This window comes from Bradyrhizobium oropedii (assembly GCF_020889685.1).
Lineage (GTDB): Bacteria > Pseudomonadota > Alphaproteobacteria > Rhizobiales > Xanthobacteraceae > Bradyrhizobium > Bradyrhizobium oropedii.
Genome location: NZ_JACMYO010000087.1, coordinates 1 through 20,092, shown reverse-complemented (window position 1 = coordinate 20,092; position 20,092 = coordinate 1). Strand labels below are relative to the sequence as shown.

General features: G+C 60.7%; 18 protein-coding genes. 2 read left to right on the top strand and 16 right to left on the bottom strand.

Annotation, left to right across the window (positions count from 1 at the left end; translation table 11 throughout):
- Positions 1-2,259: a xanthine dehydrogenase family protein molybdopterin-binding subunit gene (locus H8A95_RS23495; protein WP_229185239.1), complete on the bottom strand. Its 2,259-nt coding sequence runs from the start codon at positions 2,257-2,259 to the stop codon at positions 1-3.
- Between the two features lie 283 nt (positions 2,260-2,542).
- Between H8A95_RS23495 and H8A95_RS23490 the strand changes: the two genes are divergently transcribed.
- Positions 2,543-3,010 (top strand): MarR family winged helix-turn-helix transcriptional regulator, encoded by a 468-nt coding sequence (locus H8A95_RS23490; RefSeq protein ID WP_229185238.1) that lies wholly within the window; start codon positions 2,543-2,545, stop codon positions 3,008-3,010.
- A 424-nt stretch (positions 3,011-3,434) separates the two neighbouring features.
- Here H8A95_RS23490 and H8A95_RS23485 read toward each other — a convergent pair whose 3' ends face one another.
- The gene (locus H8A95_RS23485) at positions 3,435-3,758 is read right to left on the bottom strand and encodes a hypothetical protein (RefSeq protein WP_229185237.1); all 324 of its coding nucleotides are present in this window, start codon (positions 3,756-3,758) and stop codon (positions 3,435-3,437) included.
- Between the two features lie 526 nt (positions 3,759-4,284).
- Here H8A95_RS23485 and H8A95_RS23480 point away from each other — a divergent pair.
- A complete protein-coding gene (locus H8A95_RS23480) occupies positions 4,285-5,148 on the top strand; it encodes an AraC family transcriptional regulator (protein ID WP_229185236.1) in 864 nt (287 codons plus the stop codon).
- Positions 5,149-5,212: 64 nt separating this feature from the next.
- Here H8A95_RS23480 and H8A95_RS23475 read toward each other — a convergent pair whose 3' ends face one another.
- The 14 genes from H8A95_RS23475 to H8A95_RS23410 all read right to left on the bottom strand — a co-directional run.
- Complete coding sequence (locus H8A95_RS23475) at positions 5,213-6,445, bottom strand: ABC transporter substrate-binding protein (RefSeq protein WP_229185235.1); 1,233 nt, start codon at positions 6,443-6,445, stop codon at positions 5,213-5,215.
- A 137-nt stretch (positions 6,446-6,582) separates the two neighbouring features.
- Positions 6,583-8,454: an AMP-dependent synthetase/ligase gene (locus H8A95_RS23470; RefSeq protein ID WP_229185234.1), complete on the bottom strand. Its 1,872-nt coding sequence runs from the start codon at positions 8,452-8,454 to the stop codon at positions 6,583-6,585.
- A gap of 1 nt (position 8,455) precedes the next feature.
- Positions 8,456-9,169 carry an enoyl-CoA hydratase/isomerase family protein gene (locus H8A95_RS23465; protein WP_229185233.1) on the bottom strand — a complete coding sequence of 238 codons (714 nt, stop codon included), beginning with the start codon at positions 9,167-9,169 and terminating at the stop codon, positions 8,456-8,458.
- A 93-nt stretch (positions 9,170-9,262) separates the two neighbouring features.
- Positions 9,263-10,393 (bottom strand): LLM class flavin-dependent oxidoreductase, encoded by a 1,131-nt coding sequence (locus H8A95_RS23460; protein WP_229185232.1) that lies wholly within the window; start codon positions 10,391-10,393, stop codon positions 9,263-9,265.
- 201 nt (positions 10,394-10,594) lie between these two features.
- Positions 10,595-11,377 (bottom strand): creatininase family protein, encoded by a 783-nt coding sequence (locus H8A95_RS23455; RefSeq protein WP_229185231.1) that lies wholly within the window; start codon positions 11,375-11,377, stop codon positions 10,595-10,597.
- Positions 11,378-12,145: an enoyl-CoA hydratase/isomerase family protein gene (locus H8A95_RS23450; protein ID WP_229185230.1), complete on the bottom strand. Its 768-nt coding sequence runs from the start codon at positions 12,143-12,145 to the stop codon at positions 11,378-11,380.
- 164 nt (positions 12,146-12,309) lie between these two features.
- Positions 12,310-12,966, bottom strand: a complete 657-nt coding sequence (locus H8A95_RS23445) for an ABC transporter ATP-binding protein (RefSeq protein ID WP_229185229.1) — start codon at positions 12,964-12,966, stop codon at positions 12,310-12,312.
- Positions 12,967-13,021: 55 nt separating this feature from the next.
- Positions 13,022-13,747 carry an ABC transporter ATP-binding protein gene (locus H8A95_RS23440; RefSeq protein ID WP_229185228.1) on the bottom strand — a complete coding sequence of 242 codons (726 nt, stop codon included), beginning with the start codon at positions 13,745-13,747 and terminating at the stop codon, positions 13,022-13,024.
- The gene (locus H8A95_RS23435) at positions 13,744-14,775 is read right to left on the bottom strand and encodes a branched-chain amino acid ABC transporter permease (RefSeq protein ID WP_229185227.1); all 1,032 of its coding nucleotides are present in this window, start codon (positions 14,773-14,775) and stop codon (positions 13,744-13,746) included. Before H8A95_RS23435 ends, H8A95_RS23440 begins: the two co-directional genes overlap by 4 nt.
- A complete protein-coding gene (locus H8A95_RS23430) occupies positions 14,759-15,628 on the bottom strand; it encodes a branched-chain amino acid ABC transporter permease (RefSeq protein WP_229185226.1) in 870 nt (289 codons plus the stop codon). The genes H8A95_RS23435 and H8A95_RS23430 overlap by 17 nt, the downstream gene beginning before the upstream one ends.
- Positions 15,629-15,927: 299 nt before the next feature.
- A complete protein-coding gene (locus tag H8A95_RS23425) occupies positions 15,928-16,455 on the bottom strand; it encodes a flavin reductase family protein (RefSeq protein WP_229185225.1) in 528 nt (175 codons plus the stop codon).
- A 46-nt stretch (positions 16,456-16,501) separates the two neighbouring features.
- On the bottom strand, positions 16,502-16,861 hold the full coding sequence (locus H8A95_RS23420) for a VOC family protein (protein WP_163158382.1): 360 nt from the start codon (positions 16,859-16,861) through the stop codon (positions 16,502-16,504).
- A 632-nt stretch (positions 16,862-17,493) separates the two neighbouring features.
- A complete protein-coding gene (locus H8A95_RS23415; protein WP_229185224.1) occupies positions 17,494-19,509 on the bottom strand; it encodes an acetyl-CoA carboxylase biotin carboxylase subunit in 2,016 nt (671 codons plus the stop codon).
- Positions 19,510-19,511: 2 nt separating this feature from the next.
- Positions 19,512-20,092: carboxyl transferase domain-containing protein (locus tag H8A95_RS23410; protein ID WP_274617462.1), on the bottom strand; the 581-nt coding region annotated here is incomplete at its 5' end.

The following is a 20,092-nucleotide window of genomic DNA, read 5'->3' as shown; positions in this document are numbered from 1 at the left end:
TCAGTTCCTCTTCTGGAGTGCGCGCCACACTTTTTCGGGTGTCATTGGCAGATCGGTTATTCGGATGCCGTAGGCGGCGAATAGCGCGTTGGCGATCGCCGGTGCGACCGGCAGGATCGCTCCCTCGCCCATTCCTTTGGCGCCGCCAGGCCCGGGGCCGTCGCCGTTTTCGACAAGTATCGTGTCGAACGAGGGCGGCACGTCGGTGATCCGCGGTATCGAATAATCGATCGGCGTCGCGTTGACGGGTTGCCCGTCCTCGAACTCGAGCGCCTCGTGAAGCGCGTGACCGAGCCCCATCACAGCAGCGCCCTCATCCTGCCCCTCCGCAGCGACGCGATTGATCACACGACCGACGTCGGCGGCGCTGGCATACCGAGGCACACGGATCTCGCCGGTTTCCTCATCGACCACGATCTCTGCGAGAGCCGCGGATGTCTCCCAGAACAGAGGTGACTCCGCCAGGGAGCCTTTCTTCGAACGCGGCGTGATGGCGCCGCGGCCGACGACTTCTCCCGAATCGACACCCAGGCTGCGGTGAAATATCTGATGGAAAGTGAGAACGTCTGGTCCGGTCGAGACACCTCCCTCGACGAGTGACAGGCCGTCGCGGGGAAGCTCCCAGACCTCGGCAACCAGGTCGAGAATCTGATCGGCTGCGTCGAGAGCGGCGCTCTCGACAGAGAGGCCGACGACGACGGTCGAGCGGCTCGCACCGGTACCCCAGTCGTAAGGAGCGACCGCTGTATCCGGGCGCAGGACGGTGACCGCAGACACCTTCTGCTTCAATGTCTGCGCCGCGATTTGGGCCATCGTCGCGTGCGCACCCTGACCAACCTCGATGCTGGAGACCGAAACGAGAATCGACCCATCGATCTTGAGACGCACGATCGCGTTGCTGATCGGCGTATTCGCCGGATCGGTTGCGGCAAGCGCCAATCCATGCGCCTTGCGGTTGGAGGGTTGCGCGTCCGGCGCGAACGACCGCGTCACCCGGCCGATCAACTCGCTCATGTCCATGTCGAGCGCGCGCAGGTCGGGGCGAATGCGCTCGCCACGGGAGGCCAAGTTCAGCATTCGGAACTCGATCGGGTCCATGCCGATTGCCGCCGCCACATTGTCCATGTGCGATTCCTTGGCCCAAACCGCCTGCGGGCCACCGATTGAGCGGAATGCCGCGCCAGGGACGGTGTTCGTGTAAGCCGCACATGCTTCGAGCCGCATGTTCGGCACCACGTATGGCCCCATGATGCGATTCGCCGATTTCGTGGCGACTGCTGAGCCCGTATCTGAATACGCTCCACCGTCGAGCAGAAGCCTGGCGCTCTTCGCGAGGATCCGTCCGTTTGCATCCACCGCGGTTCGAATCGTGATGTCAGCGCCGAGCCTTCGGCAGGTGAGCATCGATTCGGCCATGGATTGAGCGACACGAACTGGGCGCCGCACCTTCCAGGATGCGGCGGCGACCAATGGCTCGATCTTGACGGATGCCTTGCCGCCGAATCCCCCGCCCACGAACGGGACGATCACGCGAACTTTGGCCAGCGCCAGGCCAAACAGCCTGGACAGGACCTTCTGAACCGCGGTCGGCGTCTGCGCACCTGCCCAGACCGTCAGGGAGTCTCCCTGGAAGTCGGCGATGACCGCATGCGGCTCCATCGCGAAATGCGAAATTGCCGGAAAAGTGAAGTGGTCTTCGTGAACGTACGCCGCGACCGCTTCCGCGGCGTCAACATCTCCAACGTTGTTCCTGTAAGTGTGGAAGATGTTGCTGCCGGGTGTCGGCCGGGCGCCGCCCTTGAAGTAGAAGTCTTCGAGGTTTTCGTGATGCTCATGGATGAGCGGCGCATCCGCCATCATCGCTTCACGGATGGTCGTTGCATGAGGGAGTTCGTCGTACGTGATGTCGACAAGCTCCGCGGCGGCTTCGGCGATCTCGATCGTCTCAGCGATCACCACGGCGACCGGCTCGCCCACATACCGGACCCGGTCGATTGCCATGATTGGCCGGTCCTTGAGCGCGACTCCCCAGCAACCGAACGAGACGACATCCGCTCCGATGAGCACGTCAACGACGCCGGGCACGGACCTGGCAACGCTCGCGTCAATCGACGAGATGCGAGCGTGAGTAGCCGGCGAACGAACCACAAAGCCGTGCAGCATCCCCGGGATCACGAGGTCGGTAACGTATTCTGCCCGCCCCGTGACCTTCTCGATGAGGTCGGGCCGTATGGCACTCATGCTGTCAGTCACCGACATGCTCGGATCCGGGCGCGAGGTCGCCGCCGATGGTCAAGAAGCCTGCGCGGCTCCTCCTAGGGGGCAATCCTCAACCCCTATCCTAATTATCACTCGTATGCAAGCACTACACTCGTATGCAAGCGATCTTTATTGCACCGGACGGATCACGCTCGCGGTCAGACGGCATGGATTCTTGGGGGCAACGAATGTACACAAATGATCAACTCGGGACTTCCGAGGCCCAGCCATCCAGCTTTGTTCAAGCCGAGCCACGGCCAAGTGCCGCAAGAGGACGAAAATCGTGCAACCGAAAACCAAGACGACTCCGACGGAGAAGCCGAAAGAGGCCGCACAGTCTTACAGGTTGGACGATGCACCAGGATTCCTGTTGCGCGTCGCGCTCCGTACCCACACATCGATCTTTTTCGCGAAAATGATCGAAGAACTGACCCCACCCCAATTCTCGACGCTGGCGAAACTGAGGGAAGTCGGATCATGTTCTCAAAATCACCTGGGACGACTGATCCACTATGATTCAGCAACGATCACCGGCGTCATCAATCGCCTGAAATCGCGCGGGCTGATCAAGAGCTCCAAGGATCCTTTGGATCCACGACGACGGCAGATCGAACTAACAGACAAAGGGAGGCGGACGGCGGACGCTGCCATCGAGACCATTGGCGAAATTTCCGGCGAGACATTTGCCCCGTTGACGAGGGAAGAATTTCGGACTCTGACCGAGATTCTCAAGAAAATCATACGCCGCTGAGCCCCACGGCGCTGAGCCGGCCAACAAGCTGATCCCGTAAACGCTTCAAGCCGCCGCCGAGCAAAAAAATGGCCCGGCACGAGCCGGGCCAAGTCCAGGGAGGAAGCGAAGGATGTGGATCCTTCGCAAACGCCGAACGCGGATCTCGATCGAAGGTAGCCCAACGAACGATCTCAGCGGCAGAACTATCCGGAATGCCGCCCGGCATTTTGTGCTGAAGAAGACGGAATTGCGCTAATTTCCAGCATTTTCGCGTGACAAGGCCGGGATGAGCCACATCGGTCCGCGCCATGCTGGATGAACCGGAGGCCAGTCGGTCGATAGCCGACGACGACCCAATCACAACAATTGATTGAGCCCATCACCGGCCATCTTTCGAATGCCGGCTTCATCGCACGATCGATCGACGCCGTTCCCTGAGCGGCTATCCCGCGCGCCTGCGCAGGGCGCGGACGATTTTTGTCCTGAAGCGCGCGAGATCAAACAGCAATCTGGGTGCCCTCCTGATCGCAATCGCTTTACCCACGATCGCGAGCCGCAGAACGCTGACCAATCTAGCCAGGCCCAATTCCATGAATGCCTGCCGGACATGTGGCTGGTCGGCGATCGAAAGCATATTGTCCGCTACAACGATGGACGATCTGTGCTCGGGTTTCTTCTGCAGAACAAAGTCTCGGCATGCTGCCGCGAACTCCAGCTCCTGAGCGCTCAAGGATATGCTGAAGGCGGTTCGATTATCCTCCGCCATATTCAACTGCCCCCGAACGATCGCACGGCGCGGCCTTCCGTCTCTCGACCTCACAGCCTGCGCGGCCTGGCTTTCGCCTTCCAATCGGCAACACGTACGTGCCGACTTTCTGCGCAATGCGCCTTGATAGCATTGGGGGTCGCAGCATTTTCTGGCGAAAACCCCTGCGGACAACCGTGAAAGCGCGATCGGTGGAGCCGATTGACGCGGGACCGCGGCATTTTCTACCGTCGGGGCGGTGCGCGGTCTGGCGCCCTGAGACGCGTCTTATCGCAGCAGCTTCCTGCGTTGAGCCTTCCGACTGCGTTCCCCATCGCGGAGCCCGGCGATGAGCAGCCGTGATAGTCATCAAGATCCTCGTTCCGGGAAGGGACGAGGCTAACCCGCAGGATGAGATTCTTGCATCCCCGCGTTACTTTTCGGTGACGAGCATTTCCCGGAGCGCTATCGTCACCCGGACTCCGGGCGCGCCCCTAATATCCGCCTCCTGAATTGCGGGAGCCGTAGCCAATAACGAGCGAATTCGATGAGCATGTTATCCACGTCCGAAATGGATCCTGGTTTTGCCAGAATGAATTTGCCCGAGCTTCGGATCAACTACGATCCGATTGATCCGGATCAGTTCGATCGGCCGATCACGTCATTCTGCATCGAAACCAGTGAAGACAACGACGAGCTTCCGCTCCACTCACACAAGAAAGGGCAACTCGTTGTCGCTTCACATGGATCGGTGATGTGTCGTGCCCCCGGCGGACTATGGATCGTTCCGCCGCAGGGTGCCGTGTGGATACCGGCCGGCGTCATGCACAGCAATTGCGTCTCGGACAATGGAAAGGTCTACGTCGTCTTCATCGATCCGCAGGCGAGTACGCTTCCGTGCACGTGCTGCACATTCACGATATCATCGCTCGTCCGTGAACTAATCCATCGGCTCTCCGTCTTTCCTCCCCTGTATCCGGTCGAGGGGCCGACCAGCCGGCTCGGACGCGTGCTGCTCGACGAATTGGTGCAGATGTCCACCGAACAGATGTACTTGCCCATCTCCACCGACAGCCGGCTTCAGCATCTCGCGGCATCGCTGCTCAATGACCCCGGCGATCGCAGCACGATCGACGAACTGGCGACCAGATATGCGATGAGTGTCCGGACCTTCGCCCGCCTGGTCTTGAAGGAAACCGGGATGACGTTTGGACGCTGGCGACAGCGCCTTCACATCCTCGTCGCGCTGCAGAGGCTGTCTGCCGGATCTTCCGTTCAGGCCGTCTCGCTCGATCTGGGCTATGAAACCCCCAGCGCCTTTATAACCATGTTCAAGAAGGCAATGGGCAAGAGCCCGCGCCGCTTCCTTGCCGAGCGATCCAGCTTCGTCGGCCGTGAGCCCTTGGCTTGAAGACCTTCGCCCGGGGAGCCCTGGCCCCAACATCGCAAGCCGGGGCCGCAGCTCGCGGCGTCTCCTATCGCGAGTTGAATGGGACGAGAGGGTATTGGAGCGCAGCTTCGGCGACCGACTGCGGCGCCACCACGCGAGGCTTCCCGTTCTGCCCTTGGAGGATGGTCACGTCGCTGCCCATATTCTGGCCATTGGCGTCGAACTTGATCTTGCCGCTGGACATCAGGATAGGCGTCATGTCCGTTGCTTTAAGCGCGGCGTGGATCGCAGCGGACTCGGAAGAACCGGCGCGGCTTACGGCGTCCGCAACAATCTGAACAGCTTCGAAGGCACACCCTGAATTCCCGTCGACCCAGTCATTTGGATAATCGGACGCAAATCGTTTCAAGATCGCCGCGGCGTCGGGCGCCTTCGGATTGTACCACAGGGTCGAGAGTATCGCGCCGTCACCGTACTTGCCCAACGCGTCATAATACGCCTTGTCCTGCGCGCCATTCGAGTTGGGTGAGAAGATCATTTTGGGATTCCACCCCTGCTTGGTGCATTCCCGAATGATCATGATGGCATCGTTGACACGCGTCACGGAGACCAACGCGTCCGCGCCTGACGCTTTGGCTTTTGCAACCTCGACCGAGAGATCCTTGGCTCTTTCATCGTATGGAATATACTCGGCAATCCTGAGAGGCACTTCGACCTCCTTCCAGGCCTGATCGATGCTCGCCGCGGTCGACTGTCCCATCGTATTGTTGAGGTGCATGACGGCGGCGCTTGTTGGAGCGTCCTTGATCGAGGACAGGATGGACTTCAGCTCCATGAGCGACTTCCTGACGATTGTCAGGGACGTAGGGTAATACCTGAACACCTCGGTGAATCCTTGAGAGGTCACCTGGGTCGCGCTCGCGATGTGAACCACCATAGGCACTTTTGCGGCCTCTGCGGCCTGAAGCGCGGAGATGGTTGCTCCGGAATCCCACGCGCCGATAAGTACCGTGCACCCCTGTCTGATCAGGTTCTCAGCGGCAATCCGTCCGTTTTCCGGCCGGCTTTGCGTGTCCGCATGGATGATTTGCAGCTCTATACCGAACTTCTCCTTTGCGAACTTCGCACCGACATCGATGCCGCGTACGCAAGCCTGCCCCGGAAACGCCAGGACGCCACTGCTCGGATTGATTGCGCCGACGCGGACCTTGGCCGGGGTGGCCGCTCTTGACTGCCACGATGCGAACCCCACGGCGGCGCCAATTCCGCTACCGATCAAGGACCGGCGGGTCAAACCGCTTTCGCTGTGCTTTCTCATGTAGTTCCCCTTTAGTTGGCTGCAAGAATATCGATGCGGTCTGACAGGCGCGCTCAATGAACAGTGAGGCACTATCGCGCCAGGAACGTTCAGTCGCGCGCGGCGCTTCACGAGATGCGCCGCCCGCGTGATTCGGCTCAGGATCTGACTTCCGCCTTGACGAGGTTGTCTTCGCTCTCGTCATAAAGCGTATCGATCAACGATCGATACCTCTCCATGATCTGCTTGCGACGCTTCTTTCGAGTCGGCGTCATCATGCCGTTTTCGGGAGACAGCTCTTCCGGCAATATCCGGAACGCCTTGATTTGCTCGGCCCTGGCGAGCCTGCCATTCGCCTTGCCGATCTCTGCTTCGATCATCCGCACCACGATTTCGGAGTTCGCCAGTTCCGAGTACCGATTGATCCGAAGAGCGTGCGATCTGGCCCAATCCATCGTCGCGGTCGCGTTCACCTCGATCAGCGCGGTGAGGTACTTCTTTCCTTCTCCAAGCACAGCCGCCTCAGAGATAAACGGGCTGCGCCTGAGCTCGTTTTCGATCTGCGTCGGGCTGATGGATTTTCCATTGGAAGTGTTGATGATCTCCTTTTTTCGATCGACCAGCCTGAAGAGGCCGGTCGAATCGACATCCACGATGTCCCCGGTGTAGAGCCAGCCATCGCGCAGAGCGGATTTGGTCTCTTCCGGCTTATTCCAGTAACCGACAAAGAGTCCGGGTCCCCTGACAATCATTTCCCCGTCTTCGAGCACAGCGGTCTCCCAAGCCGGATCCCGCAGAGGTACGCCCACGGTGCCGGCTTCCGGCCATTCCGCCATCTGCACTAGGTTGGCGCCAACCAGCTCTGTCTGTCCGTAACATTCCTTCAGCTGCAATCCCCATAGCTGCCACAGCGACATCAGCTCGGGAGGCATCGCCGCGGACGAGGTGTATGTAACCGTGAGTTCGTCGAACCCGACCTCACAAAGCAGCGGACGGAAAACCTCTCGCTGGCACACGGCAAAGAGGCCGGAAATGAACGGGTCTGGCACGCCTCCGGCCTGACGATCATCAAGGGCCTTGCGGGCGATGGTCATCGCGAGCTGATAGTCCTGCTTCTGCTTCTCGGACCCGGAGTGAACCTTGCTGAGGATCTGGGTAGCATACCGCTGGAAGAACCGCGGCGGAGCCATGAAGTAGGTCGGCTTCACTTCCTTGACCGTTTGAGCGAACTCTGCGCTGTTCTCGCCGAAATACGGCACCAGGCGGATGAGCAGAGGCAGTGTCGTTGCCTGTGCGCGTGCCACCGTGTGTGACATCGGCAGGTGCACGACGACACGGTGGACATCGGAGCGCAACTTCGACGTGAACAGGGTTACGCTGTGCGCGCCGGCGAGCAGCGACAGATGGGTCAGCATCGCTCCCTTCGGAAATCCCGTAGTTCCGGACGTGTACCCGATGCTGGTCAGGTCGCTCGCCTTTGCTTTCGCGACCTGCTCCTGCAGAAAGATGTCGGCGTCAACCGATGTTTCGCTCCAGAAATCATGAAGAGAGACGACGTTCGCCGGCCCGCCTGCCTTTTTCCAAGCGGGATCGAGCACAATGATTTTTTTCAGCTGGTCAGCATGGCCCGATGCAAGGACGGTACCGAGCTGAAGTTCACTCCCGACGAACATAAACGACGTTCCGGAGTCGCCGAGATAATAGCCGACCTCCTCCGCCGATGAGGTGAAGTAGACGCCGACCATGATGCCGCCGGCACAAATGATCGCCATGTCTGCAAGAAGCCATTCCTGGGACACATCCCCCATGATCGCCGCGCGATCGCCGCGTTCGAAACCAGCCTTTTGCAAAGTGGCCGCCAACTTGGCCACCTCGTCCGAATACTGCTTCCAGGTCGTGGCGATCCACTCACCGCGACGTTTCTGCTTGAAAGCGGTCTCGTCGGAAAGCTCCACCCTCCGCCGGCTCAGGAGCTGCGGAATGGTCACGTCGGCGAGTTGGGCGCCCGACGCAAAACTCTCGGCGCTCACCTCAACGCTCCGCGAAGCGCTTGCGCTTTTCAGCGAAGGCGGCAACGGCATCGCGCCGGTCGGGCGCGGCAAAGGTGATCGTCTCGAGGGCGGTCGAGGTGTCAAGGAGCAGATGCGCGTACTGCTTGATGATCTTGTTCACGCAATACTTGGTCCAGATGATTGATTCTCTTGGGCCGCTCGCGAGCATCTCCGCGTACTCGATTGCAGCATCCTTGACGTCCCTGTTCGAAATCACCTCGTTGATCATGCCGATGGACGCGGCCTTTTCCGCGGAGATGAAGTCACCGGTCATCAGGTAGTGCTTCGCACGGACGGGTCCCATCAACAGGGGCCACATCACCGCGCCGCCATCGCCCGCGACCACACCTGCGGTAACATGCGTGTCGGCAAATCTCGCGGCCGGACTCGCGAATATGACATCGCAGAACAAGGCGAGAGTTGCCCCGAGACCAACCGCGACGCCGTTGACCGCAGCGATGATGGGCGCCTCGACTTCCAGCATGTTCCGGATCAGATGGCGTCCGCCCCGGGTCGGCGACGGGATTGGACTCTTGTCCAGCGTTTTCTGATCGCCGCCCGAACAGAACCCCCGTCCCGCCCCCGTCAGAACGATCGCGCGGACCGCCTTGTCCTCGTCCAGCTCGACGAAGACCCGCTCGAGCTCGCTGTGCATATCCCAATTGATCGCATTGAGGATCTCCGGCCGGTTCATCGTGACGATGGCGACACCGCTCGGCCGCTTCTCGACGATCAGATATTTGTAGTTCTGCTTCGACATGGCTATCTTCCGTTTGTTCCGGTTGGCTTACTTTTGCGGTCGCATGGCGCGGATCTGTGCGAGAATATCTTCCGTAGGCCGGACGACATTGTTTCTGTCGTTGAAGTGGGGGATCACATAGCGGCCACACATGTCGATCGCTTCCATGATTTTCTCGTGATTGACGGAGTCGAGATGGAGAAGCACCTCGTCGACGCCCATTGCCTGGAACTTCTCGATCTGACGAATGACAGTGTCCGGGCTTCCGCAGACCGTTGTAGCGGAGTGGTTGAGCAAGTAGTCCCAGTCCTTTCCCGCTCGCTCCATGGCTGGCACGCTCTCGCTCATATACGCATAGTCGTCGGCAAGCTTCGCGAGACGGGGATAGGCGTCCGTTGAAATCCTCGCATAGTGCATGAGGGGCTCGGCGTAATCGTCCTTCGCTTTCTGATCGGTTGACCCGATGCCGAAGAAAAGCGGAATGCCGATGCGCGGCCGATCGAGCGGACCTTGTTCGTCACGCTTCCAGCCGCGACGGTAAGTGTTCAGAAGTTTTTCCTGGACCTCCCATCCCTGGTAGATGCAGTTGCTCATGACGGCGAGGCCTTCGGATCCGGCCCAGCTGTGGCTCCGCTCGCTGGTCGCAGCGATGCCGATCACCGGATGCGGCTTCTGTATCGGCTTCGGCACCAGCATCCGCGGCGGGATCTGATAGTACTTGCCCTCGAAGGTGAAGATATCTTCGCGCATCGATTTCTTCAGGAGCGCGATACCTTCCTCCATCTGAGCGAGAGTTTCGCCCGGATCAACGTTGAAGGCGCGCATGGCGATGGTCGTGTTGGCCCGGCCGGCGTAGAATTCCATGCGGCCATGCGACAGGATGTCAGTTACTGCCAATCGCTCTGCCGATCGCAAGGCATGATTGATCTTCTGGGGCATCAACGTCACCGCTGACCTCAGCTTCACGCGCGACGTAACGGCTGCAAGGTACCCGTAGACGACCTCCGGCGCAGAGCTCGAGATACCGCCGAGTGCAACGTGTTGCTCGGAAAGCGCGACGCAGTCGAATCCGACCTTTTCCGCCAGACGCACCTCGTCCACCAGTTCATGGAGTCGGCGGGCATAGCTCTGCCCGACCTGGGTTTCTTGCTCCGACCAAAACCCGAACGTAAGTGCCATCTTCTGGATCCTCATGGAGTGTCAAGATGGCGAAGCATTTCATGGGCGCGGCAACATTTTTGTTCGAATGCGCCCCGCGGTTAGATGACTTTCCAAATTTTGTGCTGTGAGCAGTCGCCGCCTGTCCCTTTCGCAGCCAACGTCGCTGAACGCGGCGCGACCATCGCTCTCGGCGTTCATCGGCGGAGGAGCACGAGAGATTCAGACGGCATTGCTTCGGCTTCCAAACGAGACAGCCAGAAGATCTGCTATCGCCGCGAGACATCGCTCGCCGATCCGGGCCGTCGAGCCGAACGGGTTGCCGATGATGCCGTTGGCGGTGACGGACTTGATGCCGTTTCTCCACATTGCCTGAAGCTGCTCCTCGGATAGCGCACCGAGATGCCCGACCTCGAACCGATCGAGCCGAACGCTATCGGGGCGGAGCAACATCATGAGCGACGTCTCCGCGATATCGGCATGTCCTCCAACCGCATTCGGGTCACCACCCGCTTGCTCGACGGCGCTTCGCCATCTCTCGATCCAGGCGACTGCATCGCAGTACGCGTCGATCTCGACGTCTGCCGGAACGGCACGTCTCAGCCGGGGAAGCATGTCCCGGAGCGCGGGGAAATTCCCGATGTGCCCCGAGAACAGCAGAATGCGCCTGAAGCCGTGCCTCGCAAGACTTGTGCAATAATCCAGGCAGATCGATTCGAACGTCTCCTGGCGAATGGAGATCGTCCCCGGGAAGACCAGATGGTGTGCTGAACAGCCGACCTTGATGGTGGGCGCGATCAGGGTGCGTCCCAGATGCCGCGCCAGCCTCGCCGCGATGGCGTCTGCATGATCCGCATCCATGCAGAGCGGAAGGTGCGGTCCATGTTGCTCCACAGCTCCGCAGGGTATCAGGACGGTCGATGCCCCCGCAGCAAGGGCGGCCGATACCTGTTCGAAGCTCATCAGTTCAAGACGGAGCTCGTCAGGCAATGCCGGTGCGGTCATTCAGGCTTTCCTTGGCTGTTTCGACAGGAAGCGCGAACGCGCCTGTGCCGAACTATCGTCGACCAGATAGGCCGCGAGATCCTCGATCGTCACCGCTTCGAGCGCAGCATCGTCCATTTGGCCCGTCAGGTTCAGCGAACGCTTGATCGCCGCAAACAGCTTGCGCTCCTTTCCACGAAGATACCTGCATACCTCCCCGGCCCTCACCATCACTTCCGCGGTGCTTGCGATCTCGTTGATCGCCCCAATTTGGCGTGCCCTTTGGGCGTCGGTCAAGTCGCCCCAGTAGAGCAATGCCTGCGCCTCACGAAGCCCAAGCTTCTGAACTGCCTTCCGGATTCCCTTGGCTGCAGGCAACAGGCCGTGGTTGATTTCCGGGAACCCGACCTTGCATTCATGGTTCGCTACGACGTAGTCGGCGTGAAGAAGAAACTCCAAGGCCCCGCCGACGGCGTATCCACGCACGGCACACACGAAGGGCCCGGGGTATCTCTCCATCTCGCAAAGAAGCGCATGGAAGCTCCTCATCCGAGGCCGTGATATTTCGATGCCGCCGACCTCCTTTATGTCTCCGCCCGCACTGAAGAAGCGCTCGCCCTGGCCGGTCAGGACAATGCCCGGCGGCGACACCTCGCGAGACAATGCGCGAAACCTGTCCAGCAGCTGGCCAACAAGGGCGTTATTCAATGCGTTTGCCGGCGGCCTGTTCATGGTCATGGTGACCACATCGCAGTCGCGTTCGATCAGAAGGGCGTCATCGGGTTCCATAGAAACAGCCTAAGCGAGGCCTTATGGAATTGATTGCGGTACACCCTCTCCCCGACGCCGCTGCTCGACACAAATGGTCGTGCCCGGGCTATTTCGCGGCATCTTCTGCCGCGATCGCTCGGCCGCCTTTTCGGATGACGGGCTAGTCCCGCCATTCAGGACCGTTACAATCCAAGATAAGCGCGCTGAACCTCGGGATTGTCCAGCAACTCGTCGCTGGATCCGTGGAGCACGATTGAGCCGTTCTCCAGAACGTAGCCGCGATTGGCCAACGCAAGCGATTTCGCCACATTCTGCTCTACCAGCAAGACCGTGGCTCCCTGCTCGTGCAGGGACTTCACCACACGAAACATGACGTCCGTCAGCGCGGGCGACAACCCGATGGAAGGCTCGTCAAACATGACGACCTCGGGCTTCGACATGATTGCACGGCCGATAGCCAGCATCTGCTGCTCGCCGCCCGATAGCGTACCGGCCAATTGCCCCCGGCGCTCACGAAGCTTCTCAAACAATTGATAAACGAAGTCGAGCGTTTCGGCCTGCCCGGCCTTCGCGCGCTTCAGCGTCCCTCCGAGCAGCAGGTTTTCTTCCACAGAAAGACTTCCGAAAATCTGCCGACCTTCCGCGACCTGGGCAATGCCGCGCTCGCAGATCTCCCATGGCGGCATCCCGGTGATATCAACACCGTTCATCTTGATGACACCGCTCGAGGATCGAACGATGCCCGAGATTGATCTGATGAGTGAGGTCTTCCCTGCGCCGTTCGCGCCAACGACGCAGATCAATTCGCCTTTGTGGATCTGCAGGGAGACGCCGTTCAAAGCGCAGGATCCATCGTACGCGACACAAAGTCCATCGATCGTCAGAAGCGCACCACTAAACATGGAAGCCTGCCCCCAGGTAGCTCTCGAGGACTTTCGGATCTGCAACCACCTCTCCGGGAGGTCCCTCTGCGATCTTGGCGCCGTGATGCAGCACCACCACACGCGAGGCCACTTCCATCACGATGCGCATCACGTGCTCGACAAGGAGGATCGTCAATCCACCTTCGGCAAGCTTCTGCAGTACGCCTACGATACCCGCAGCTTCAGTCGGTCTCAGACCCGCCATAACCTCGTCCAGCAACAGCAATTTGGGCCGCGTCGACAGCGCCTTGGCCGTTTCCAGCATTTTCCGGTCCGGTAGCGTTAATTGATCCGTCCTCGCGTGGGCCTTGGCGGCCAGACCAACGCTTTCAAGAGACTCGTACGCCTTCGATCTGGCCTCGCTTACGTTTCTGGTCCAGCTGAAGGCTCCGATCATGGCATTCTCAAGCACCGACATCTCACGCATCGGCCGCACGATCTGAAATGTTCGCGCGATGCCCATCCTGCAAACAGTCTCGGGTGGCGAATTGTCGATTTGGCGGCCTTCGAACAGCACCCGGCCGCTGGTCGGCTTCAGGGCACCAGCGACCAGGTTGAAGCATGTCGTCTTTCCCGCTCCATTCGGTCCAATCAGCGCTGTGATCCGCCCGGCTCGAAGTGAGAAGCTTACATCCTTCACCGCGACCAAGCCTCCGAACGATCGGGACAGGTTCTCGACCTCGAGCAGAGTTGTCATTCTTCGACCTTTCGGGAATGCCACAGCCATGCCGTGGGTGGCGCCTGGATAGCTTTGCAAAGGCGCACAATCGCCGGCCAGATGCCGTCTGGCAGGAACCAGACGACCGAGATCAGGACAACACCGTAGGTAATATTGTTCAGTCCCGGGATCCGAAGACTGTCGCCGAGCGCGCTCATCAAGTGATTGAGCGGAATCGCGGCGAGCGACCCGACCAGCGGACCGAACGTAGTCCCCAGCCCCCCGACCACGGGACCTATCAGGACGTCTACTGATAGCCCCATCCCCATGATCGAGTCCGGGAAAATCGACCCTTGCACGAGCGCCAGAACGCCACCGCCCGCGGCGGCCATTGCAGCCGATAGCGAGATGACGAGAATCTTGTGCTGGAAGGTCCGGACGCCGAGCGCGCGTGCGGCCGATTCGTCGTCGCGCATCGCCCGCCATACGTATCCGAGGTAAGATCGTGAAATAAATTCGGTTCCGATTATTCCCAGCGCCGCCAGTGCAAGCGCGACGAAGTAGTAAAAGCGGGCATCGCCGCGAAGCATTGAGATCTCAATCCCGCCGCTTGGCGCAGGAAAGAACAATCCCTGCATTGCGCCCACGAACTCCCAGCCACTGAACATGATCCTGGCGAACTCGGCGGCGGCAATCGTAAGCAGCGCGAAATAGATACCGCGAACCTCGAACCGGAAGCTCAACCAGGCGATCGACGCGCCAACGGATCCGGCGAGGATCATTCCGGTCAAGAGCCCGACCCATGGCGAAATGCCGTACCTTACGTAGAGGACACCGACAGAATAGGCTCCCAGCCCGACAAAAAGGGCGTGACCGATCGATAGCTGCCCGCCGATGCCAAGCATCAAGTTCCAGGACTGTCCGAGGAAGGTGAACAACAATACGATCGTCATCAGCGAGATGACGTACGGGTTTGCCAGCAACCCGACTAATCCCAGGACAGCGAAGACCGTTATCCCGGCAAGCCACCGCGTCCTTTCCACCCCACGGTCAAATTTCTTTTGCACCAAAAAACCCCCTCGGACGGAAAACCAGGATGATAATCAGGAGCGCGTAAGGAAGCGCCGTCTTCATCGAAGGCGTGAACATCAACGCCGCGATTGCCTCTGCGACGCCGATCACCAGACCTCCGAGGAGTGCTCCGCCGAAGCTGCCGAGCCCGCCCACGATGACCGTCACGAAAGCAAGGAGAGTAAAATCGACGGCGAGATATGGTTGAGCGTCGAACAGGGGAGATATCAGGGCGCCGGCGACCCCTGCGCAAGCTGCCCCGATGCCAAAGGTCACCGCATAGATTCGTGGAATGTTCAGTCCAACGATGAGACCGCCCAAACGGTTGTCAGCCGCCGCCCGCAGCGAGCGGCCGAACGGGGAGAACTTCAGATACGCTCCAAGCAGAGCTATAAGCAGCCCGGCGGTCGCTGCCGCCTGCACTCTCGCCAGGTCGAGCGTCACAAGGCCGAGGGATACGGTCTGAAACGACAGCTGCGAGGCAGTTGGACGCGGATCCGGCCCGAACGCGACCAAAAGGGTTCCGCTAAAGAGCAACGACAGGCCGATGAAAACAATGAACTGATAGTGATGCGGCCGGTTCACGAACCGCTTCACGATCAGCGCTTCCAGCAGATATCCGAAGGCGAACATCACGACCGCAGCGATAGCTGCCGCCACGATGATTGGGACGTTCCACAGCCGAACCGTCCAGTAGCCGATGTAGACACCGAACACGACCATCTCGCCGTGCGCAAAATTTACGACGCGCATGACGCCGAATATGATGGTCAGGCCCAACGCGACGAGGCCGTAAACGAGACCGAGCAGAATGCCGCTCGCAAGAACATTGAGCCAGAGCGAGAGCATCAGCAATCACTGACTGGCGCGAGCGAATGCCGGGTATTGGACACCGCAACACTCAGGCACGCCGCTAGCCGCGGCCGGCCGCGCTCGGGCGGGATCGAGACCACGCCGGCGTTGAATTCCCACCTGAGCTGGTCAGCGAACATGGTCCCCCGCATTGGTATTTCTCCTGCGTTTGTGACAGATATCCTCTTGGCCGCCAGACGCTATGACCTGAGCCTTTGCTTCGCATTCTCGGTCGGTGTCCGGGCGCTATTCTCACTGAGTGCGACACTCATTCGGCAGCCCATGCGCGGGACCTTCTAACGCTTCGGTACGGTGAACTCGCCGTTTACGTAGACAAGCGGCTCGCGATCGATGTTGGTTGTTTGGGCAACAACTTCGCCGACGAAGATCGTATGGCTGCCGGCATCGTACGAACCGGAGACGCGACAGTCGAAGCTGCAAATTGCCTCGATGAGGCTCGGCGCGCCTGTCGTGAGTTGACGCCACAAACCGTCAGCAAAGCGTATGTCGCCCTTGCTTCCGTCCTGCCCGGCAAACTTCTTTGCGAGCTCAGCGTGATCCGCCGTTAGAATGTTCCAGCAAAATGATCCGCTCTGCTTTATTGTCTCGTGGCCACCGGCGGACTTGTTGACGCAAACGAGCACGCTCGATGGTTCGGTTGACAATGAGCACCCAGCCGTCAACGTCAAACCGTGCCTGCCCGGTCGCACACCCGTCGTCACGATAGATACCGCGCCGGGCACGTGGCGCATTGCGCTCCGGAATTCCGCACTGCTGAACACCGGGGATGGTTGGTTTGGCATCGGTGACACTCGGAAGTTCATGGTGATAGTTTCCCGCAAATGCTCGAACCGAGTTGTCCGGAGCCGGCTAGCCGCCCTGCTTGTTCGATACCTGAAAGAGCTGGATCGTGTTGTTTTGCGGATCCTTCAAGCAAGCCACACGGCCATGCGCCCCCATGTCCCGCACTTCGCCGAAAATCTCGGCTCCCAGGGCGCGGGCCCGATCGAGTGTCAGCTCCAGATCATCCACTTCAAATACGACGACCGCGTTCCGAGCCCCTTCGGAGGCCGACTCTCCGGGGCCTGCGATGCAGAAGGCGGCCTTCTCTCCGGCGAATTGAATCCATTTGGCGCCGTCGGCGAAGCGGATCGCCAGTCCAAGCGCTTCATAGAAGCGGGCTAACGCTTCAGGTTCCTGGGCGGTAAGATAGATGTGCTTGAGCTTCATCGCTTGCTTTCAATTCCGAGCGCATCCTCAATCCGTGACCTCCGGCCACGCTTGTCTGATGATCCTTGCGCCGCGCGGTCGGCATTAATGTTCGAAGTTTTCCCCCCGCGCATCGCCCATCAGCATATTATGCTGCAGGCTATCGGGGCCGGCTTATTTAATTTCCAGTGCATGCGACGACGAGAGACGATTCATGGCGTCATTCGAAACCCTGCCGCCTTTCGGCAGAGCGTTCGGGCGCGTATCATCGCTTGCGCCGATTGCGATTCCTGGCGCTCTCCTTTGATCATCCATGTCAACCCGCCGCTGGTGAGCGCTTGCGCAGCTCGCGAGTTATCCGACGACCGAATTTTCCGCCATTAAACCCTGCCGGCGCATTCGCGCATCTGCGAACAAGCTCGATTCTTGAGCCGTCGCATGTCGCATGAACAAGGCTTTCAGGATGCTCGCTCTCTCGTGTCGTGGAACTACGCTTCGCGTTGATGTGGCGCCGACTGAAAGCCAGATGCAGGCGCAAAATCGGTCAACCTTGATCGCCCGCAGCCCGTTGCATATGGGGGGTCGCCCTTTTTCCCGCCTTGGGTTAGCCGACATCTCCTCGCGGTAGAATGCGAAGATCGCGAACCCTATTGTCAGGCGAACTCCAGGATCAGCGCATCGACCGCGAGCGTAGCGCCGGCGGCGGCGTGGATCTTCTTCACCGTGCCGTCACGCTCGGCGCGCAGCACGTTCTGCATCTTCATGGCTTCCACGACCGCGAGCGTCTCGCCGGCCTTGACTTCCTGGCCTTCGGTCACCGCGATCGACACCACGAGACCCGGCATCGGGCACAGCAGCTTCTTGCCGGTGTCGGCGGCCGAGACAACCGGCATCAGCCGAGCCGACGTCGCCTCGGTCTCGGTGAAGACATAGACCGGCACCTCAAAACCCTGATGCGCGAGACGGAAGCCGTTGTTGATCGCCCGCACCTGCACGGCGACGAAGTTGCCGTCAATGGTGCCCTGCCACACCGGCTCGCCCGGCACCCAGCCCGACACCAGATTGTGCGGATTGCCGGGCAGCCCGTCGGCGCCGATGAAGCGCACCGTGATGGCGTCAGCCTCGCGCGCCACATCCAGCGCGATCTCGGCGCGATCGAGCCACACCGCGCGACGGCGCTCGCGCTGCACCACGCGGCCGCCCATCTGGCCGGAAATCTGCCGCTTGCGCTCGCCGAGCACGTGATCGATGGCCGCCCCCACTGCCGCGAGCCGCCGCGCGATCTCGCCTTCAGGCGCACGCGCGGAAAATCCCTTGGGGAATTCCTCGGCGATGAAGCCGGTCGAGAGCCGGCCCTCGCGCCAGCGCGGATGGTTCATCAACGCCGACAGGAACGGAATGTTGTGCCTGATGCCGTCGACATAGAAGGCGTCGAGCGCAGTCGCCTGCGCCTCGATAGCAGCCGCACGCGACGGCGCGTGGGTGACGAGCTTGGCGATCATCGGATCGTAATGGATCGAGATCTCGCCGCCCTCCCGCACGCCGGTGTCGTTGCGGATGGTGATGCCGTCATGGCTGGCCTCGGCCGGCGGACGATACTTCACCAGGCGCCCGATCGAGGGCAGGAAGTTGCGGAACGGATCCTCGGCATAGACGCGGGATTCCACCGCCCAGCCGGTCAAGGTGACGTCCTTCTGCGCGAGGCTGAGTTTCTCGCCGGCCGCGACGCGGATCATCTGCTCGACGAGGTCGATGCCGGTGATCAGCTCGGTGACGGGATGCTCGACCTGCAGTCGGGTGTTCATCTCCAGGAAGTAGAAGCTCTTGTCCTGGCCGGCGACGAACTCCACGGTGCCAGCCGAGTCGTAGTTCACGGCCTTCGCCAGTGCGACCGCCTGCTCGCCCATCTTGCGGCGGGTCTGCTCGTCGAGCAGTGGCGACGGCGCCTCCTCGATGACCTTCTGGTTGCGGCGCTGGATCGAGCACTCGCGCTCGCCGAGATAGATCACGTTGCCATGCTTGTCGCCGAGGACCTGGATCTCGATGTGCCGGGGATCGACGATGAACTTCTCGATGAAGACGCGGTCGTCACCGAATGAGGACTTCGCCTCGGCCTTGGCGAGGTTGAAGCCTTCGGCGACCTCTCCCTTCGAATGCGCGATGCGCATGCCCTTGCCGCCGCCGCCGGCGGAGGCCTTGATCATCACGGGGTAACCGATCTCGTCGGCGATCTGGACCGCATGCTTGTCGTCCTCGATGACGCCGAGATGGCCCGGCACGGTCGAGACCTTCGCCTTCGCAGCCGCCTTCTTGGATTCGATCTTGTCGCCCATCGCGGCGATGGCGCCGGGGTTCGGGCCGATGAAGACGATGCCGGCGGCTTCCAGGGCGCGCGGAAACGCCTCGCGCTCGGACAGGAAGCCGTAGCCGGGATGCACCGCCTGCGCGCCGGTCTTGCGGCAGGCCTCGACGATCTTGTCGATCAGAAGATAGCTCTCGGCCGCGGCGGGCGGGCCGATCAACACGGCCTCGTCGGCCATCTCGACATGCAATGCGTCGCGGTCGGCTTCGGAGTAGACGGCGACCGTCTCAATCCCCATACGGCGCGCAGTCTTGATGACCCGGCAGGCGATCTCGCCGCGGTTGGCGATCAGGATTTTCTTGAACATGGTCACAGAGGCAGGTTGTCGTGTTTCTTCACGGGGATCTCGACCTTCTTGTCCCTGAGCATCGCCAGTGCGCGCGCAATCCGACGCCGTGTCGAATGCGGCATGATAACGTCGTCGATGTAGCCGCGCTCGGCAGCGATGAAGGGCGACAGGAAGCGGTCTTCGTATTCCTTGGTTCGCGCCGCGATCTTGTCGGGGTCGCCGATGTCGCTGCGGAAGATGATCTCCACCGCGCCCTTGGCGCCCATCACGGCGATCTGGGCGGTCGGCCAGGCGTAGTTCATGTCGGCGCCGATTTCCTTCGACGCCATCACGTCGAACGCGCCGCCATAGGCCTTGCGGGTGATGATGGTGACGAGCGGCACCGTGCACTGCGAATAGGCGAACAGCAGTTTCGCGCCGTGCTTGATCAGCCCGCCATATTCCTGCGCGGTGCCCGGCAGGAAGCCCGGCACGTCGACGAAGGTGACGATCGGGATGTTGAAGGCATCGCAGAACCGCACGAAGCGCGCGGCCTTGCGCGAGGCGTCGCTGTCGAGCACGCCCGCCAGCACCATCGGCTGGTTGGCGACGAAGCCCGCGG

Coding starts and splice junctions, on each gene's coding strand:
- H8A95_RS23495 (WP_229185239.1), bottom strand. CDS start 2,259: ATGTCGGTGACTGACAGCATGAGTGCCATACGGCCCGACCTCATCGAG.
- H8A95_RS23485 (WP_229185237.1), bottom strand. CDS start 3,758: ATGGCGGAGGATAATCGAACCGCCTTCAGCATATCCTTGAGCGCTCAG.
- H8A95_RS23480 (WP_229185236.1), top strand. CDS start 4,285: ATGAGCATGTTATCCACGTCCGAAATGGATCCTGGTTTTGCCAGAATG.
- H8A95_RS23475 (WP_229185235.1), bottom strand. CDS start 6,445: ATGAGAAAGCACAGCGAAAGCGGTTTGACCCGCCGGTCCTTGATCGGT.
- H8A95_RS23465 (WP_229185233.1), bottom strand. CDS start 9,169: ATGAACCGGCCGGAGATCCTCAATGCGATCAATTGGGATATGCACAGC.
- H8A95_RS23460 (WP_229185232.1), bottom strand. CDS start 10,393: ATGGCACTTACGTTCGGGTTTTGGTCGGAGCAAGAAACCCAGGTCGGG.
- H8A95_RS23455 (WP_229185231.1), bottom strand. CDS start 11,377: ATGACCGCACCGGCATTGCCTGACGAGCTCCGTCTTGAACTGATGAGC.
- H8A95_RS23450 (WP_229185230.1), bottom strand. CDS start 12,145: ATGGAACCCGATGACGCCCTTCTGATCGAACGCGACTGCGATGTGGTC.
- H8A95_RS23440 (WP_229185228.1), bottom strand. CDS start 13,747: ATGACAACTCTGCTCGAGGTCGAGAACCTGTCCCGATCGTTCGGAGGC.
- H8A95_RS23430 (WP_229185226.1), bottom strand. CDS start 15,628: ATGCTCTCGCTCTGGCTCAATGTTCTTGCGAGCGGCATTCTGCTCGGT.
- H8A95_RS23425 (WP_229185225.1), bottom strand. CDS start 16,455: ATGAACTTCCGAGTGTCACCGATGCCAAACCAACCATCCCCGGTGTTC.
- H8A95_RS23420 (WP_163158382.1), bottom strand. CDS start 16,861: ATGAAGCTCAAGCACATCTATCTTACCGCCCAGGAACCTGAAGCGTTA.
- H8A95_RS23415 (WP_229185224.1), bottom strand. CDS start 19,509: ATGTTCAAGAAAATCCTGATCGCCAACCGCGGCGAGATCGCCTGCCGG.